We start from the raw sequence: 18,393 nt of genomic DNA, 5'->3' as shown, positions 1-18,393 counted from the left end.
CAAATGTCATATGACCCGTGATTATACCCACTCGTATCCATCTTGACACTCCAGTAAAATGCCAAAGCTTACTTTATGAGTTTCAGGTCAAGTATGGATTTTGTAACAGCTTGGATACGCACCAATCCCGAATTTGCTCTCTACGCGATTTTCACCATTACCTTTATCGAGTCTTTCGCATTCATCGGTGCTCTGGTGCCAGGTGTCGTGGTCTTGTTCGCCGCCTCCGCACTGATTGCCAGCATGGGAATTTCCGGGCTGCTGCCATTAGTCCTGGTTGCCGGGGCAGCGTCCAGCTTGGCGAATATTTTAAGTTTCTATCTTGGATACCTACTGCGCAACCGGCTACATCATTGGCCAATTGTCCGAAGATATAACGGCGTTCTGTCATTGGCCGAACGTTTTATCGACAAGTGGGGAACTTATAGTGTCATCGCAGGACGTTTCATCGGTCCGATCCGTCCGTTTGTGGCCTTCATTGCAGGCACGCTTTCGATGCCACCACGCAGATTTGTTACTCTGGACCTGATTACTGTGCTCGCATGGGCTCCTATTTATATTGTTCCCGGTTACATGGCCGGACTGACCGCAGATTACCTTATGTCGGACTGGCACCAGTGGCCTCCGGCAGTAATCTTGTCTTTTATTGCGGCAACATCTATCGCACTGTTTAGTTTAGGGAATTACTGGATCCAGCATCACCAACAGAAAGTAAATCACTGGCGCCATAAACTGGGTGTGGACGAGTTACCGTTTGCGTCATTACTCTTGTTAATACTCAGCAGCGCGGGCCTGATGTGGCTGTGCCTGAACATCCCATTAAAACTGGATCTTCCGTTTATGTCGGGATTGAAACAAATGTATGCTGCCTGGACATTGCCCCCGACATTATTCATTACTCACATGGGAGACTTCTTTATAGTCTTTATTCTGGGTGTCATGTGGACCGGCGGTCTGGCCATACATCACAGTCGTCGAGCAGGTATTATCATATTACTGGCTCTGATTATTGCGCCCATAACCGTATTCTTTCTGAAGGAATTATTTCACGTTGCCCGCCCGGTGACAGCCCTGGTGCATATGAGTGATTTTGCATTTCCTTCTGGTCATGCGACTGCTGCGACTATCTATTGGGGCCTGACGGCGGCATTCCTGAATGAGAACATCAGATTCCAACGCCGCTGGATTATTTATGCAGCCTCAATCGCCATGATATTCCTGATCGCCTACTCACGTTTATGGTTACGTGTACATTGGGTCAGTGATGTGATAGCAGGGGTTTTATTAGGTAGCATGGTTGTCACACTGGTGAGAGTAGCTTACGCTTTTTTTCGCCTGACACCATTGCGCATCAACCGCTTTATGCAGCTGTTTTTATACTGGCAGTTAATCACCCTAACCTGTTATGCCTACAGCCAGACCTAATGGCGATTAACCATTTACTTTTTGCTCCAGCAGAGAGATACACTCACGCAAACCATCCCAGCGCAACCCCAGGTGATCGGTTTCCAGTAGAGCCTGTTTTTGCTGCTTGGGCATGGGCATTAACATGATCAAATAGTTCATCACCAGCTCCGCTGAACTGAGTTCCACCATGTCTCTTATATTGGCCATCAACTCATGGGCAAGCAGCTTACCAAGCAAATCGCACAAGGCATCAAAATCCTCATCTGATGGTGCTCCACGCTGCTCGAGAACCGTAATGTCGCCACACCACAAACCACTTTTAAGTTGTTCAGCATGGCTGATTTCCACCCGCTCCTGTCCCAAAGCGGTAATGGCCAGCAATCCGTTTTTCATTTGTCCGAAATCACTGATCGTGGCCAGAGTTCCGGTACCAAAAAACGGCACCCCACCAACCTTGCTCTGACCGGATGGCTCCTGTACTTCCTGACCTTCATTCAACAATACCACAACAAAACCGCTGCCTGTGCGCATACACTGGGAAACCATATCGAGGTACCGGGGCTCAAATATCTGCAGAGGCAATACACAGCCTGGCAGCAAAGGGGTGTGCAATGGAAATAATGGAATATTCTGCTTCGACATAATGGATCGTGGATCACTGCGACCAAAAAAGTGAGTGTCTCAATTCCGTAACCGTTCATCAAATCCGGAAATTGACTGAGCCGTGTTATCTGCAACGACTCCTTACAGCCCCCAGCTACTGATCAGATGTTTCATCCAATAGTGAAAAAGACAAAAAGGTCATAAACAACAACGTTGTAATCATAATAGCCGGCAGAGGATTGAGCAGCATAAACAAGCCGGTAATAATCCACAAAGTTTTAAGAATCTCGATTTTCTGCTTCAACAATACTTGCTTTCTTTCCCGCTGCTCTTCTGTCAACCCGTCACCATGACAGCGGATACGGGTAAATTGATATATGGCAAAAAAACACACCATCAGTCTGTACATATCATCATCCCCTCTAAGATGCGATCCCACAACAAAACCATAGACCAGGCCTTTTAACTTTGCCTGTTACGAAATGTTTGTCCTGGCTCCCCTTAACCGCTAGAGGACTGGAATCAAAGGGATATCGACTAAAGTCTAGGTATATTATCTACAGCTAAAGTTGACATAAATCATCACCCGAATTGCTCAGTTACGCCAAGATTTCATGCATTAGATAACTCTAATTTTGAAATTAAAGGAGCATCGCAATGTCTACTGAAGTGCATGATCATTCACTGGAAAAAATGGCGCCATTACTGCTTCTGATTTTCTTGATCAGTGAGATTCCGTTGGTAGCAGGAATTTATTACTTGTTCCAACTGTAATGCGACGCCCACAGCGGCCTAACCATCTGTTTCCGGCGTGGAATACAATGAATAAGTATCAACTCGTACCAATGAATTAATATCACACAGAGAGAACGAGTATTGTCAGCCAAAATCAGCTAACAAAGCCAAATCGAATGCTCTCTCACGCAGTCACATAACACTGCATTGGTACAGCATGAATTATTGATATTCATCGCTCAAAAAAAGTTAGGGGACTTCTGAAAAATGCAGGTGAGGAAGCACCACTGGCAACACCGCAATTTACGAGTGTAAATGAGGATGTGAGACTGGGGCTGACAGCGTCCTGCACGAAAATAGGCCATTTTTCAGAGGTTCCTTAGATAAGTGGTTTGTTTTTACTGCAGAAACATGAAAGACAAAAATCATCGACAAGTTTGTCGAGAGCATGGTTGAAGAGGGTTGCTGACCAAATACCTGCAGATCTTCCGCTGGCGAGTCTCACTGCATTCAACCCGGCGCAAGCTGGGTTGAATGCGTCCAACCAAATCATCTATCAAACATGTTCTGCGGTCTTGAATTGTGCTTCCTCGGTGGAACCTGTTAAAGCGGTCGTTGAACTCTTTCCTCCCGAAACAGCTTGGCTCACAGCATCAAAGTATCCCGTACCCACTTCGCGCTGATGCCTGGTGGCAGTAAACCCATCTGTTGCGGCCGCAAACTCAGATTCCTGAAGCTTCGAATAAGCACTCATACCGCTCTCTTTGTAGCCTTTCGCCAGATTAAACATGCCATAATTCAGGCTGTGAAACCCTGCCAGTGTGATGAACTGGAACTTGTATCCCATTGCCCCCAACTCACGCTGAAACTTGGCAATAGTGTCGTCATCCAGCTTGGCTTTCCAGTTAAACGAAGGCGAACAGTTATAGGCCAGTAACTGATCCGGGTAATCTTTTCTGACACTTTCGGCAAATTTTTTAGCCTGTTGCAAGTCAGGTGTAGAGGTTTCACACCAAACCAAATCTGCATAAGGAGCATATGATTTCGCTCTGGCAATGGCAGTATCGATGCCGTTACGGATACAAAAGAAGCCTTCTGGCGTTCTCTCACCCGTGATGAACGGACGGTCCACTTCATCGACATCACTGGTAATCAAGGTAGCCGCTTCAGCATCAGTACGGGCAATCACTACTGTCGGGACATCCATCACATCAGATGCCAAACGTGCCGAAGTCAGATTTCGTAGAAAATGACTCGTGGGTATCAACACCTTACCACCCAGGTGGCCACACTTTTTCTCAGATGCCAGCTGATCTTCAAAATGCACACCCGCGGCACCGGCCTCAATCATGGCCTTCATCAGCTCGAACGCATTCAATGGACCTCCAAACCCTGCTTCTGCATCCGCAACAATGGGTTGGAACCAATCGATACTGTCGTCACCCTCTGCCGTGTGAATTTGGTCAGCTCTCTGCAGGGTTTGATTAATCCGCTTTACTACCATAGGAACCGAGTTGGCCGGGTAGAGCGACTGATCCGGATACATCTGACCCGCCAGATTTGCATCGGCCGCTACCTGCCAACCGGACAAATATATAGCTTTAAGACCCGCTCTAACCTGCTGCATTGCCTGATTGCCGGTCAATGCCCCCAAGGCATTCACATAGTCTTCGTTATTGACATAATTCCATAATTTATTAGCTCCCAACTCCGCCAGTGTATGCGCCACCTGGACACTACCGCGCAAGTTAACCACCTGCTCAGCGCTGTAGTTTCGGGTAATACCTTTCCATCGTGGGTTTGTTTCCCAGTCTTGCCTGATCTGATCTGCTGTTTTCATAACAAGTTCTCGCTCCCAAGCATTCTTAAGTTAACCAGGAACTCTTTCAGCTCCAGTCAGCACAAGGTATTTTTTGCGTAACTTCATGTCAAGCGAAATTTCGCTAATAGCTTTTTTTCGTTTTTTATGTAATTTCGCTACAAAATAAATAAAGGTATCAAGCTTATAAAAAACAACCAGTTAGCCCTTATCCGGCAAAACCATAAACCACTCCTCGCTTTAGATAACGGTATAAATAAAATGAACTTGTAACAAAATTAGATGAGCTTGGCAGATACTTGGCGGAGGCCTACAATATTCAATGTTTCGCCAGTGGCGAATATTGGGTTATTTCCCATTGGCAGATGCGATTGGGTCAACAGGCAATCAATATGGCTGCAATAAACGCTGCGCAATAAAAGGTTGGAATCTCTAAAAAATCCGGGGAATTCGTGGTAGTACACAAAACAAACATTCCGGAGCTTGTCAGAACCAGATGATACAACTGAAAGGTTTAGCCTAAGAAACGATATCGGAGAAAGTAACCCGGCCCCAGGGCACAATTTATACGCTTCAAAGCAGCTACATAGATTGCCGGTTCAATAACAAAGAGAAGATGTGATGGAAATTAATAGTGAAAGCCTTCGATTTATCCTTGGGATCAAGGTTAAACAGTTCCGCCAACAAAAGAACCTTTCTCTGAAAGAGCTTGGCGAAAAAACTGGTATGTCGGTCTCTTATTTGAGCGAAATCGAAAAAGGCAAAAAATACCCTAAGCCCGAAAAAATTATTCAGCTTGCACAAGGACTTGGGCAATCTTTCGATGATCTTGTCTCCTTGCACCTGGAAGATGAAAACAATCCAGTTTCTGCGCTATTGAATTCCCCAGTTTTTCAAGAGTTTCCACTTCACCAGTTTGGCATCACACTGACAGATGTATTTGACTTAGTGACCAACACCCCTTCAAAAGCCGGGGCATTTGTAAGAACCCTGCTGGAAATCGGCCGTAATTACGATATGCAGGTGGAGCACTTCCTGCTCGCATCCTTACGCTCTTATCAGAAAATGCATCAAAACTATTTTGAAGAAATTGAGGCATCTGCTGTTCAATTTCGCAAAGAGTATGCAGCACAAATAGCGTCCGGCCTGAATTGTCAGGTATTTGAAGAAGTTCTACAGCAAAGAATGGGCGTAGCGGTGGAATATGAAGATCTGAGCCATCGCCCTGGTCTGGAATCACTACGCTCCATCTGGATCAATGGGCCTAATGAAAAAGTAGTTATCAATACCAATCTAAACGAATCCCAGCGAATGTTCATCCTGGCCCGGGAGATCGGTTATCGATACATGGACCTTAAAGACAGGCCAAGTACTTCTTCATGGATGAAGGTGGAGTCTTTTGATCAGGTCTACAACAACTTCAAAGTCTCCTACTTTGCCGGTGCTGTCATTTTACCGGAAACAACACTAATACAGGATATGACGGCATTCTTTCAGCAAGAAGCCTGGAGCAGCGACTTATTGATCGAAATCATGGGGCGTTACAATGCGACTCCGGAAATGTTTCTGCACCGTATCAGTCAATTGTTGCCACATCATTTTGGCATGCAACGCCTGCATTATCTCCGGCTTCAAAACGAAGTTGACAATGAGAAATACCATCTGACCAAAGAACTGAATACAACCACTATTTTCGTTCCCAGAGGCATAGGTGGAAATGAGCACCACTGTCGACGCTGGATTGCCATCAGTTTGATGAAACAGCTTGCGGAGGCTCAAAAATGTGGTGACAACCCCGCCTTATTGGTTGCCTCTCAACGCTCTCGTTTCATGGCATCGGGAGAAGAGTTTTTCAATATCGCAGTGGCCCGTCCACTCAGTCTGCTGGATGGTATGAACAGCGGCATGACCCTTGGTTTTCAAATAGATAAAAACTTCCAATCGAAAGTAGCTTTCTGGAACGATCCGGACGTACCACAAATGAAGGTCAATGAAACCTGTGAGCGCTGTCCTTTAACAGATGCAGAATGCGAACACCGGATCGCACCACCGCGCATATTGATGGAACGCCTCTCGCAACAGCAGAGAGAAGATAACCTTAAAACCTTCCTGAAAGAAAAAATGAGCTGATCCGATGGGCCTGAAAAAACTTATGGGCTGGTATGCCGGATTACTTGGGCTTTCTTTTCTATCCACCACAGCATCCGCTCAGGGGATTTTCTGGAAAGCTGAAAAGAATGATCAAGTCATATACCTATGCGGTTCAGTACACGTTGCGAGACCTGACTTTTATCCTCTACCAGACTGGAGTTATGAGGCCCTGAAAAATTCCGATGTCTTGATTCTGGAAGTCGCCAACCTGTCAGATAACAGCAACAAACAGGTCTTCAAGCAGATGTCACAACTACCAGAAGGTCAGGAGATCTATGACCAGATGGACGATGAAACCATTAAACTGGCTACTGACCTGGGCAATGAATATGGTATTCCTCTGGAGTTTTTTCGCTACCAGCAGCCCTGGAGTTTCGTCACCTCTCTGACGATGGCCCAGATTATCAAACTGGGTTATCAACCGCAGTCTGGCGTGGACCTGCATTTTTCTAATAAAGCCAGAGAATACGGCATACCCATCGATGGATTTGAAACCGCGATGGAACAATTCCGAATGCTGCAAAGCGTTTATAGCATGGACAATGCCGCCTATGTGAAAGAATCTCTGCTTGAACTTAAGGATATCCCCATGCAGATGGACACACTCGAACAAACATGGCTTGATAGCGACGCTGATCACTTGGCGGAACTGATGAGCCAATCATTTGGAGGCTCTTCTGAGGTTGAGGAGATTATGCTGCTCAATCGGAATCAGCACTGGATGGAACAATTATCAGGAAAGTTTAAACATCTGAAACAGATTTTTATTGTGGTCGGGGCAGGACACATTGTCGGTGAAGGGAGCCTGACAGAACTACTTAAACAGGCTGGTTTTAGTATTGAACAACTCAAATAAACCGGGGCAACCCCGGTTTATTTGATCTAAGGGCACAACGGAATCAGCTTTCCAGGCCATCAAGATATTTCTCAGCATCCAATGCAGCCATACAGCCACTACCGGCAGAAGTAATGGCCTGACGGTAAACCTGGTCCATGACATCCCCAGCAGCAAAAACACCTGGAACGCTGGTGGCAGTGGCATTACCTTCTGAACCACTTTTAACTTTGATGTAGCCGCCATTCATCTCCAACTGGTCAGTAAATATATCCGTGTTTGGCGAATGCCCAATAGCAATAAAACAGCCATCCACCGCAACATCGGTTATCTCACCACTCTTCACATTCTTGACTTTTGCGCCGGTCACGCCCATATCATCACCAACAACCTCATCCAATACCGAGTCCCACAGGATCTCAACATTGCCGTTTTCAGCCTTCTCCAATAACCTGTCTGCCAGTATCTTTTCGGAACGGAAAGCATCGCGGCGATGAATGACCGTAACTTTGGACGCGATATTGGCCAGATACAATGCCTCTTCAACGGCAGTGTTGCCCCCACCCACCACCACAACGGGTTTATTACGATAGAAGAAACCATCGCAGGTGGCACAGGCTGAAACCCCCTTACCTTTAAACGCTTCTTCGCTATCCAATCCCAGATAACGGGCACTCGCCCCTGTTGCGATAATCAGAGCATCACAGGTGTAAGTCGCCTGATCGCCAATCAACTTAAAAGGCTTTTGCTTAAGATCAGTTGTATGAATATGGTCAAAAATAATCTCTGTATTGAAGCGCTCGGCATGCTCTTTCATATCTTCCATGAGCTTGGGGCCCTGCAAATCATGAGGGCCACCCGGCCAGTTTTCAACTTCAGTGGTAGTGGTCAGCTGTCCTCCCATTTGCATTCCAGTAATCAGAACCGGATTCAAGTTAGCCCGGGCAGCATATACCGCAGCGGTATATCCGGCAGGTCCCGATCCCAGAATAATCAACTTTGTATGCTTCACTTCCGACATTTAGTAATTCTCCCAATCTATTCAGTCTGCGGTATTCTGCATTTGTTACGTATCATTAGCGCCAATATGTTGTGCTGTTTATTGCTTATTTCAATGATAAACCAGCCAATGTATACAAGTTCTGTCGCAGCCCCAGAGAACAGCTCACAGTAAAAAATAACAACCGGCCTAATGTACCATGGGTTTTTTTGCAGGTTGCTTCATCTTATCCTACCCTTAAGTAAAGAAACGTAACTGATACTCAGGAACACCCATGTCACCCCACAAAATTCTATTACCGATCTATGTTACCTTGATATCTTCCGTTGCCCTCGCCGAAAACAGCAACATCTACGCACTCACGGTTGAAACAGACAGCAACATAACGTCGATTGAGATTCGCGATGAAGCAGAATTTGTCATTCCTCCAGACAACGCTCCATTTAATATGACCAGTAAAAAAGGTGCGAAAGTTTTTACCATCAGCCAGAAAAAAATTGTATTTGAACAAGTTACACGCGGAGAAGCCGAATTCGACATCTACGTATCCACCCCCAACCAAGTACTTGGACTGACTGTCTGCAAAGGATCCCGTCTCAGTTATACCCTTGTGCGTTCAGATGAAGGCAAACATAAAAATGACGTAGATGAACAGGATTACTGCGAAAAAGCAGCACTTGTCTTAGAGCTTTACTGATCTTTCAATCGACATATTTATGCATCAACGAAATTATACGCTCCGAATCCATGGACCCGGAGCTTTCCATTAATCCGCTGAGCTCACTAATCAGGTCAGAAAAATTCGAATCCACTTTAAGACCTTCACGAAACAATTGTTGCTGTCGCTCTATTGCCTCACCGACAACTTTTTCCAGCTGTTGCTCTTGGGATTCGTTCAAGCCCATATAATTGATCATTCGTTGAATGGCCTCTGCCATATCATCCACAACTTCCCCCCCACTGCGAACAACAGACATGTAGCTTTTATCGATATCATTGAGGACCGAGGATATTCTACCGACCAACAGCATAATAACCTGCTGCTCCCGGTGTATGGTTTTAAGGTTATCAAGGGCTTTGATACGAGTATCAATCCCCTGCAATAGAGAAAAAACATTATCCTTGATCTGGCCATAGCGTTCGGGATTATTAACCGGCATATTTTTAACCAGTACCGACACCTGGTTATAGTTCATAACCGACCGCGACCCGAAATCAAAGTAACGCCCGGCGGACTTCAGTTCTGACAGAATCTGAGTTTCCATCTCTTTGGCCATACCATGGGCCTCCATATTTTTCGTTTCATAGCGCCCCCGAAACTGCAGACTGCATTTAAGCCCATAACTCTGAAACGATTGAAATGCACGAAGACCCAATTCATCAAAATTCTGGCAATCTGCGCTATCGAGAAAAAACTGAATGTTGACACCCAAATCACTGGTGCTGGACATTGCCTGATAAGCAGCCTCGGTGGCCATTTCCACCTGGCTTTTCAACTGTTGATTTGCAACCCGGTTAAATACCAGCTTTTGTACCCTGGCAATCAACTCTTCCGGATGCAGATTTGACTCTATGCAATCCTCACAACCCAGGGTAAACATGTTCAAACGATCATGAAGATCCAATCGATCGGCCACCAGAATGACATCCAACTGATCAAATCGCTGTTTGCAGGCTTTCAAATTGTCATATGTATTGTCAACGTTCTCAGATTCACAGATGATCAGATCTGGGGCTTTGCCGTCGCGAGTAGCCGGGAAAGAATCCACCGAAGCCCTGACCACTACCACAAAATGCTGTTTTAAACTATCGAGCCATGTTTCATTCGGGTGAGAACTCAAATAATACAAAAGGTATTGGCCTGACATATCATCACTCCCTGCATTACGAGGATCAGTCCATTCAGACATCGGGCCTTAAAAACCCACAGAATGTCTACTCTTACAACATAGCAGACAATTCAATCAACGCGCACTGAAATGGTATGGATGATAAAAAAAGTTTATCAAGCTGATAAAACAGGCCAGCAAAGAAGTAACAATCAAAATTTCTGCCTCCGGCCAATACACATTCCACAGGAACGGAAGCAACCCGCCAGATATAAAACCGGGTTAAAAAACCAAAAACCAACAGGCCGCCAATACCAACCAGGCGATCCGGGTTCTTTCAATCAGGTTAAGTGTTGCCTTGAGGCGCTGCTTACGCTCAACATCCGTTTTCGCACTCCAGTCAATCTCCCGATCTCGATCAGTGTCCTCATGCATAGCCGTTAACACATAGTCATAAACAGAGGCATCGGAACTAAAATCCATCTTTTTAGTGTCGCGCCAAACCATTGGAAAAGTTGCTGGGAAGTCTCCCATCAAGGCAATAAAGAAACTGTGCACTCTAGCCGGCACCCAAAAGACGGCTCCTTTTATACCACTCAGAAGAACGCGGTTGTGAGAATCCTCCGGAAAAACCAAAACCAATCGAACCATCAGCGCTCCTGCAGCGCCAAAAAACATATACCAGAGTAATACCGCAAAAAAACGATAAAACGTGACATCCACCAAAGCCGCTCGAACCTGACGAAAAATAGTGTTCAAATCACTCTCGTGCGGATTCAGATCAGCGTCAAAGCATTTGATGGAATGGCGAACGATCACTGAATGATCTTCCTGTATGTTAAATTCACAACAGGTTTCCAGTGTCTCCCGCATATGACCTCGCCCCATCACATACAGTAAGACCAGCACATCTACAAACAGGGTAATCAGCCAGCTGTCCAGCCACTGTAACAACAAAAAAAGTACAACCGGAGGCACGAAGATGGTCAGTATCAGGACCACTGCGGGATTGGAGATATGCTTGTTCCACCACTCCTGCCAATGACGAATCCACTGATCGGGCTGCTCCAGAGTAGTAGAGCCAAAAAATTTCTGGAAAGCCAATACCAGAATGATGGTCAATATATTCATACGTACTTGCCGTGACTATGGTTATATAAGCCAGCTTACCTTACTTCCGGCCATAACAATATTCAATACAACCTACTGCCAGACTGCCGCAAGAGTAATCCTGGCACCAAAGCCAGCCACAGAACCACTTTTGATCATTGCTGCAAATCGGATTACTATCCGCCCCCATCTTTCACCGCTTAGAAAAAAGATCATGAAAATTGAAGATGTACCGTTTTTCACCATGCTTTTGGATCACATGCAACGCTCAGTAGCGTTTGCATTGGAAGAGGACATCGGCACAGGGGACATCACCGCACAACTGATTCCCGCCGAACAAATGGTTCAAGCGAGTATTATCTGTAAAGATGAGAAAGCTGTCATATGTGGACAAGCGTGGGTCAATGAGGTCTTTCGTCAAGTTGATCCCAACGTCAACCTGAACTGGCTGGTGGAAGACGGTGACAGTATCAGCAACCAACAGACACTGGTGGAAATCAGCGGCAATGCCCGCTCTATACTAACGGCCGAACGAACCGCCCTGAACTACCTGCAGACCCTTTCCGGCACAGCTACGACCGCTTACCAATATGCTGAAGCCGTCAAAAACAAAAATATCACCATACTGGACACCCGCAAAACCATTCCCGGACTCCGACTGGCTCAAAAATATGCCGTACTGGTCGGCGGATGCGCCAACCACCGACTCGGTCTCTATGACATGTTCCTGATCAAGGAAAACCACATTGCTGCCGCAGGCGGTATCACCAAAGCAGTCGCACAGAGCCAACAAATTGCTCCAAAAGCCAAGATAGAAATAGAAGTCGAGAACATCGAAGAATTCAACGAAGCCGCATCGACCAATGCCCACTACATAATGCTGGACGAATTCAGCGAACAGGATGTCGAAGTCGTCATAAAGACCGACCAAAGAGCATCAGCTCACCAACTGGAGATATCCGGGGGGTTAGACCTTTCCAAACTGGGAGAGCAAAAGTATGAGCAGAATATCCGTGCATCTGTGGGAGGGATAACTAAGGAAGTTCGGGTGGTGGATTTGAGTTTGCGAATAAGATGAATTACTACTCTTATAAACCGATATAAGCATCCAGCGCATTCTTCATATCAAGTACTAATTTAGGAAGCAAAGGCTCATTTAAATTAGTGGACCAAAACCCATTTTTTCTATTAACTACTAGATACTTCATGTCATCTGAGAATTTCGACTTCTCTGATATTATCAACCAGTCATTCATCACAACCCCAAACTGCTTTTCTTTTATCTGTTCTTTAAAAAAGTCATTACTAATAACTAATTTGCCATCTTTATTGATGTGGTAATATAACATTTTATCTTTAATGCTGCCGGAAATTTCCTGAACCCCGCCACCAATAGATGGCAGTTTCATCTGCAAGCCTGTTTCCATAAAAATAGGCCTCTTATTAAATTCATCATCCGTCTTCATAAGAGATATACCATCAGCATCTGTCAACTGAGGCATATGCAAAAGATCCATTATAGTAGGGGCAACATCAACCAACGAGACAGGGAAATTATTATGTTTAGGAATATCATTAAAGTATCCTCCATATTGATGAATAGATAAAATACTCTTTACTTGTTCTATTGAGAGCAGACTATTACCATGTCCTCTCAGGAATCTCGCAAAGCTTGTAGGATCACGATATTTTTGTGCCTTAGCCGCCATTTCAAAATATATATTACTTCTGCCTTTATTGTCCCAAAAACCATCACTCCAAACTGGTGGCTCAAAACCAATCCCCTCTCCATGATCAGATAACAATACTACGATAGCATTTTGTAAAACTCCTGACTGCTTCAAGCCCTGAAGAAAATGACCTACCTGTTCATCAACTCGTTGCGCAGCAGCCAAATGAAAATAGTTCTCTATATTTCTCGAACTAGGTATATTCAATGCAGCATTTGCCCAAGAATACGGATAATGCGCCAAACAAAAGTGTACAGCTAAAAATAACGGGGTATTTTTTTCTCTCTTCCCTACTTGACCTAGTACTTCTTTTACAAATTTTTCTGGCTTATAAGTTATAGATGAAACCCGGTTAAACGCTATATTAGGAAATAACCATTTCCCGATAGCACTATCTAAAAAATATGCCGAATATGGATTATCCGAAAACATCGGAATAATAAAATCAGAAACACCCACTTTTGGACCTATTGATTTATCAAAACCAAATAACTCATCAATATTATTAAAGCGCCGTTCGTCCTGAGCAAATATTGTGTAATAACCTTGTTGTTTCAAAAGATTCTGAAGCATACCATCCGTTTTTACCCGGTCAAAATCCGTAAGATTAAAACGCGCCCCAGTTTTCGACGGATACTTACCACTTAGAATACTTGACCATGCAGGAAAAGTTCGTGCAATCGGAGTAAAAACTTGAGGAGAATACCAACTACTGTTTATGAAAGAAGTGATATTAGGTAAATTTTCTCCATAATTGTCGATATGAACTGAAGATAAAGAGTCTATTCCAATAAAAACAACATTAGGCTTTACAGTTGTTTCTTTAATATTACTGTCACTATTACTAGAAAAACTACCAGCACTTATATAACCAGCATATGGAAGAAAGAAAATGATCAAGAAAAATAAAAATAATATAGACTTTATAAAATTTTCTTTTCTTCGATAAGAAACTAGAAAACTAATACAAGTTATAAATAATAAAATAATTAAAGAGATATGTCCCAGCAGCACATATTTCTTTAACGATTCTAAACCACCGAGTAAAACCGATACTTCAAGATGGGGATAGTGTTCTACACAATAACCGAACAACATGAGATGGATTAACAGGACAACGACGAACGTCGTGAAAGATAAACTTACAGCTGCATTAAATTTCTGTTTTATATATATTCTAAAATATATTGCAACAAAAAAAATCACACTACCGATAACTACAATAATAAACAAATGCGCCAAAAAAAAATACAATATGTCTCTAACTAAAGCGAGATTCCAATACCGGGAGGATAAAATATACTCACCTCTCACAGGGAAAGAGATATTGCGCCACCCGATCACATATGAAAAAAAGACAAATAAACAGCATATAAAACTTGAAAGAACTAGATCCAATGTTCTCACTTTTGAATTCATCAAATTACACCAAAGCACGTCTTTTTCTTTCGAATACAATGTTCAATACTTTTAATCAAAAAAAGAAGGTATTAATACCTTCTTTTTTTTGATTAGGCTATCTTCCTTTGTTTACTATTTTCGTGGAATATACTTCGGATCAATATTGCCAGCAGCAAAAGCCCATAACACAGCACCACTACTATTCTTAGATGGAGTTGCTGTATACGTTTTTCCCGCTATCTCTTTAGGAACACCAGCGGCAGCTGTATCAAAAGTAACTGTTAACACCCCATTACCACCAACCGCAATAGATGCAACATTTCCTAAGCCATGATCTGTTGCCGTACATGAAAGACCTGAATAACCATTTAAGGCAGCGCAGTTAGTAGGCAACGCATCATAACGAGCCGCATACTCACTCACGTCCAATTGAATTGGGCGTAACGCCGCCAGCGAATTACTGGTTTCGGTACGGACAACATAATCACGATATTGAGGAATGGCTACTGCAGCCAGAATACCAATAATCGCAATAACGATCATCAACTCGATTAATGTAAAACCCGATTGAACTCGCTTCATTCTATTTACCCTCGTTTTAATAAATCAATTATGAATAACGATTATACTAAAGCATTATATGTGCCAAACATGAGAACGTTATTTTTGTGGGATTCGCCCCTCTTTTTCTCTTACAGCAAGTGGCTTTCCAGGTCACTATGTGACAAATCCCGCCAATTCAGCTTTCCCTTTCATCAACCAACTAGCCTATTTCTTTGTTACAAGCTAATCTAGCCAAGAAACAACGCATCAATAAATAGAAGCAACATATGGCAGTTTTATTAAATGGCCTGGCCAAGCGGCTTGTAGCCGATGAAATCCTAACAGAAGAAGCCGCCTTAGAAGCGACTGATCAAGCCAAAAAGAAAAAAGTGCAGCTTGTTACACAACTTATAGAGTCAGAGCTAGCGACACCCTTACAAATTGCGCAAACCTGTGCAACTGAGTTTGGCACCCCCTTATTTGATTTGGAGGCATTTGATACAGAGCTTATTAATAAGGACTTGGTTGACAGTAAGCTCATAGTTTCTCATCGAGCATTTCCACTCGTAAAAAGGGGAAATCGGCTGTTTGTTGCCGTGTCTGACCCAACTAATTTAATTGGTTTGGATGAAATTAAGTTTCATACAGGGTTAAGCACCGAGTCTATTCTGGTTGAAGACGATAAGCTTTCTAGGCTTATTGAAAACTTTCTCGATGACGGCGCTGAAGCATTCGAAGGCTTGGATGATGATACCCTCGATAATTTGGAAGTTGCCGAAAACAAAAAAGATGAGAATGAAAATGCTTCTGATGGAACTGATGATGCTCCTGTGGTGCGTTTTATTAATCAGATGCTTCTTTCAGCCATAAAGAAAGGAGCATCAGATCTGCATTTTGAACCATATGAAAAGATATATCGCGTACGTTTTCGAGTAGACGGAATGTTACAGGACATGTCTCATCCACCCGTTACGCTCGGGACCAAAATTGCTGCTCGGCTCAAAGTGATGTCACAACTAGACATTTCAGAGCGGCGAGTTCCTCAAGATGGACGAATAAAGCTCAAAATATCGAAAACAAAGTCAATAGATTTTCGAGTAAATACCTTACCAACCTTGTTTGGAGAAAAAATAGTACTGCGAATTTTAGACTCCAGCAGTGCAAAAATGGGAATTGATGCCCTAGGCTATGAGCCCGATCAGAAAGAGATGTATCTGGAAGCTCTTCAGCGACCACAAGGCATGATTCTGGTAACCGGTCCTACTGGCTCGGGTAAAACTGTCTCTCTCTACACAGGTTTAAATATTCTGAACACTGAAGGAGTTAACATCTCTACCGCTGAAGATCCCGTTGAAATCAACCTAGAAGGAATTAATCAGGTTAACGTCAACAATAGGGTTGGCTTAGATTTCGCGGCTGCGCTGAGATCATTTTTACGGCAAGATCCCGACGTCATAATGGTGGGTGAAATTCGGGACCTGGAAACAGCTTCAATCGCGATTAAAGCTGCACAGACAGGCCATATGGTGCTATCCACACTCCATACTAATAGCGCAGCAGAAACATTGACCCGTATGCTGAATATGGGGGTTCCTTCGTTCAACCTGGCAACAACAGTCAACCTGATCATCGCTCAGCGCCTTGCTAGAAGACTATGCGGTAACTGCAAACAAGCCGCAGATATCCCAGAGGAAACTCTTAAAAAAGAGGGCTTCAGTGACGAAATGCTCAAAAGCAGTAAGATTTACCGCCCGGTAGGTTGCAATCAATGCAACAAAGGTTATAAAGGAAGAGTAGGTATTTATGAAGTTGTTATGATTACTCCTGCCATTTCCAGGATTATCATGGAAGAAGGCAATTCAATTCAATTGAATGAGCAATTCAAGAGAGAAGGCTATAACAACCTGCGTAAATCTGGATTGGTAAAAGTTTGTCAAGGCGTTACTAGCCTTGAGGAAATCAACCGTGTCACCTCGGAAAATTAATCGAGTCAGAAATTATGGCAACCGCAGCAAAGACGTTTACTTATAAATATGAAGGAGTTTCTCGATCTGGGCGATCTGTAAAGGGAGAATTAAATGCAGACAATCCAGCAATTGCTAAAGCGCAGTTGAGAAAACAGGGGATTAATGTCAAAAAACTGGTTAAAAAAAGCCAAAGCATTAGTTTACTTGGGTTAGGGGGCGGAAAGAAATCAATCAAGTCAGATGACATTGCCACGTTTACGAGACAAATGGCTACTATGATGAAAGCAGGCGTGCCGTTAGTCCAAGCATTCGAAATTGTTGCAGATGGCCTATCAAATAAAAGTATGGCTGAATTGGTTTTAGCAATGAAAACAGATGTATCTGCCGGAGGTTCTTTCGCTGGTGCCCTAAGAAAACATCCTAAATACTTTGATGATTTATTTTGCAGTTTGATTGAGTCTGGCGAACAAGCTGGCGCGCTGGAAACGATGCTAGACAGGGTCGCTTTATATAGAGAAAAGAGTGAATCTTTAAAACGTAAAGTAAAAAGCGCTTTGAAATATCCAACTGTCGTACTAATTATTGCTGCTATAGTTACCGCCATCCTACTAATAAAAGTTGTTCCGACTTTTGCTGATTTATTTGAGAGTTTCGGAGCTGAGCTACCTCTGCCCACTCAAGTAGTTGTTTTATTATCTAAATGGATGCAAGAGAACTGGTATATTCTATTAGGATCAGTAGCACTAATTAGTTTCTCATTTTCTCAAGCTATGAAAAAATCAAAAAAATTTCGACACTCGGTACAACGATTTTCCCTAAAGTTCCCTGTAATTGGAAATATTTTAAAACAAGCTGCATACGCTCGTTATGCAAGAACTCTATCGACAACCTTTGCTGCTGGGGTTCCATTAGTGGAAGCTCTAGATTCTGCTGCAGGAGCATCTGGAAATATTGTTTATGAAAGTGCTATACAAAATGTCAAGCATGAAGTTTCTTCTGGTGGCGAACTTGCAGGTTCGATGAAATCCGAGAATGTGTTCCCCCCAATGTTAATACAAATGGTTTCCATTGGGGAACAATCTGGAGCCTTAGACGACATGCTGGGAAAAGCTGCTTCTATTTATGAAGAAGAAGTTGACACTATGGTAGATGGCTTAACAAGTATGATGGAGCCTATGATTATGGCTTTTTTAGGAGTTGTTGTCGGTGGTCTGGTAATTGCTATGTACCTACCGATTTTTCAAATCGGAAACGTTATTTAAA

The 18,393-nt window shown here is 43.6% G+C and carries 15 protein-coding genes; 7 read left to right on the top strand and 8 right to left on the bottom strand.

Features of this window, described 5'->3' with window-relative positions; genetic code table 11:
- The first annotated feature begins 93 nt into the window (after positions 1 to 93).
- A complete protein-coding gene (locus tag ACQY6I_RS01735; protein ID WP_428239746.1) occupies positions 94 to 1,425 on the top strand; it encodes a bifunctional DedA family/phosphatase PAP2 family protein in 1,332 nt (443 codons plus the stop codon).
- A gap of 6 nt (positions 1,426 to 1,431) precedes the next feature.
- Here ACQY6I_RS01735 and ACQY6I_RS01730 read toward each other — a convergent pair whose 3' ends face one another.
- From ACQY6I_RS01730 to aceA, 3 genes are all read right to left on the bottom strand, one after another.
- Entirely contained in the window at positions 1,432 to 2,049 is a 618-nt protein-coding gene (locus ACQY6I_RS01730) for an LON peptidase substrate-binding domain-containing protein (protein WP_428239745.1), read from the bottom strand.
- 115 nt (positions 2,050 to 2,164) lie between these two features.
- Complete coding sequence (locus tag ACQY6I_RS01725; RefSeq protein ID WP_428239744.1) at positions 2,165 to 2,419, bottom strand: hypothetical protein; 255 nt, start codon at positions 2,417 to 2,419, stop codon at positions 2,165 to 2,167.
- An 882-nt stretch (positions 2,420 to 3,301) separates the two neighbouring features.
- Positions 3,302 to 4,585 carry an isocitrate lyase gene (gene aceA, locus ACQY6I_RS01720; RefSeq protein WP_428239743.1) on the bottom strand — a complete coding sequence of 428 codons (1,284 nt, stop codon included), beginning with the start codon at positions 4,583 to 4,585 and terminating at the stop codon, positions 3,302 to 3,304.
- Positions 4,586 to 5,185: 600 nt separating this feature from the next.
- Here aceA and ACQY6I_RS01715 point away from each other — a divergent pair.
- Both ACQY6I_RS01715 and ACQY6I_RS01710 read left to right on the top strand, forming a co-directional pair.
- Entirely contained in the window at positions 5,186 to 6,694 is a 1,509-nt protein-coding gene (locus ACQY6I_RS01715) for a helix-turn-helix domain-containing protein (protein WP_428239742.1), read from the top strand.
- A gap of 4 nt (positions 6,695 to 6,698) precedes the next feature.
- Positions 6,699 to 7,571 (top strand): TraB/GumN family protein, encoded by an 873-nt coding sequence (locus ACQY6I_RS01710; RefSeq protein ID WP_428239741.1) that lies wholly within the window; start codon positions 6,699 to 6,701, stop codon positions 7,569 to 7,571.
- A 43-nt stretch (positions 7,572 to 7,614) separates the two neighbouring features.
- On the opposite strand, the gene trxB is transcribed toward ACQY6I_RS01710, so the two are convergent.
- A complete protein-coding gene (gene trxB / locus ACQY6I_RS01705; RefSeq protein ID WP_428239740.1) occupies positions 7,615 to 8,571 on the bottom strand; it encodes a thioredoxin-disulfide reductase in 957 nt (318 codons plus the stop codon).
- 253 nt (positions 8,572 to 8,824) lie between these two features.
- On the opposite strand from trxB, the gene ACQY6I_RS01700 reads away from it, so the two are divergent.
- A complete protein-coding gene (locus ACQY6I_RS01700; protein WP_428239739.1) occupies positions 8,825 to 9,247 on the top strand; it encodes a hypothetical protein in 423 nt (140 codons plus the stop codon).
- Positions 9,248 to 9,251: 4 nt separating this feature from the next.
- Here the strand turns inward: ACQY6I_RS01700 and ACQY6I_RS01695 are convergent, their stop codons facing one another.
- Positions 9,252 to 10,418 carry a hypothetical protein gene (locus tag ACQY6I_RS01695; RefSeq protein WP_428239738.1) on the bottom strand — a complete coding sequence of 389 codons (1,167 nt, stop codon included), beginning with the start codon at positions 10,416 to 10,418 and terminating at the stop codon, positions 9,252 to 9,254.
- 243 nt (positions 10,419 to 10,661) lie between these two features.
- Positions 10,662 to 11,510, bottom strand: a complete 849-nt coding sequence (gene ampE, locus ACQY6I_RS01690; protein WP_428239737.1) for a regulatory signaling modulator protein AmpE — start codon at positions 11,508 to 11,510, stop codon at positions 10,662 to 10,664.
- A gap of 193 nt (positions 11,511 to 11,703) precedes the next feature.
- Here ampE and nadC point away from each other — a divergent pair, with 193 nt between their 5' ends.
- The gene (gene nadC, locus ACQY6I_RS01685; protein ID WP_428239736.1) at positions 11,704 to 12,567 is read left to right on the top strand and encodes a carboxylating nicotinate-nucleotide diphosphorylase; all 864 of its coding nucleotides are present in this window, start codon (positions 11,704 to 11,706) and stop codon (positions 12,565 to 12,567) included.
- Positions 12,568 to 12,577: 10 nt separating this feature from the next.
- Here the strand turns inward: nadC and ACQY6I_RS01680 are convergent, their stop codons facing one another.
- Together ACQY6I_RS01680 and ACQY6I_RS01675 are read right to left on the bottom strand one after the other, a co-directional pair.
- Positions 12,578 to 14,638, bottom strand: a complete 2,061-nt coding sequence (locus tag ACQY6I_RS01680; RefSeq protein WP_428239735.1) for a sulfatase-like hydrolase/transferase — start codon at positions 14,636 to 14,638, stop codon at positions 12,578 to 12,580.
- A gap of 114 nt (positions 14,639 to 14,752) precedes the next feature.
- Positions 14,753 to 15,202 (bottom strand): pilin, encoded by a 450-nt coding sequence (locus ACQY6I_RS01675; RefSeq protein ID WP_428239734.1) that lies wholly within the window; start codon positions 15,200 to 15,202, stop codon positions 14,753 to 14,755.
- Positions 15,203 to 15,450: 248 nt separating this feature from the next.
- Here ACQY6I_RS01675 and pilB point away from each other — a divergent pair, with 248 nt between their 5' ends.
- Together pilB and ACQY6I_RS01665 are read left to right on the top strand one after the other, a co-directional pair.
- Positions 15,451 to 17,148 carry a type IV-A pilus assembly ATPase PilB gene (gene pilB / locus ACQY6I_RS01670; protein ID WP_428239733.1) on the top strand — a complete coding sequence of 566 codons (1,698 nt, stop codon included), beginning with the start codon at positions 15,451 to 15,453 and terminating at the stop codon, positions 17,146 to 17,148.
- A 14-nt stretch (positions 17,149 to 17,162) separates the two neighbouring features.
- Entirely contained in the window at positions 17,163 to 18,392 is a 1,230-nt protein-coding gene (locus tag ACQY6I_RS01665; protein WP_428239732.1) for a type II secretion system F family protein, read from the top strand.
- The last annotated feature ends 1 nt before the right edge of the window (position 18,393 follow it).

The sequence above is a fragment of the Gynuella sp. genome, from assembly GCF_050297175.1.
Classification (GTDB): Bacteria; Pseudomonadota; Gammaproteobacteria; order Pseudomonadales; family Natronospirillaceae; genus Gynuella.
This window is presented reverse-complemented; position numbering and strand designations above follow the sequence as displayed.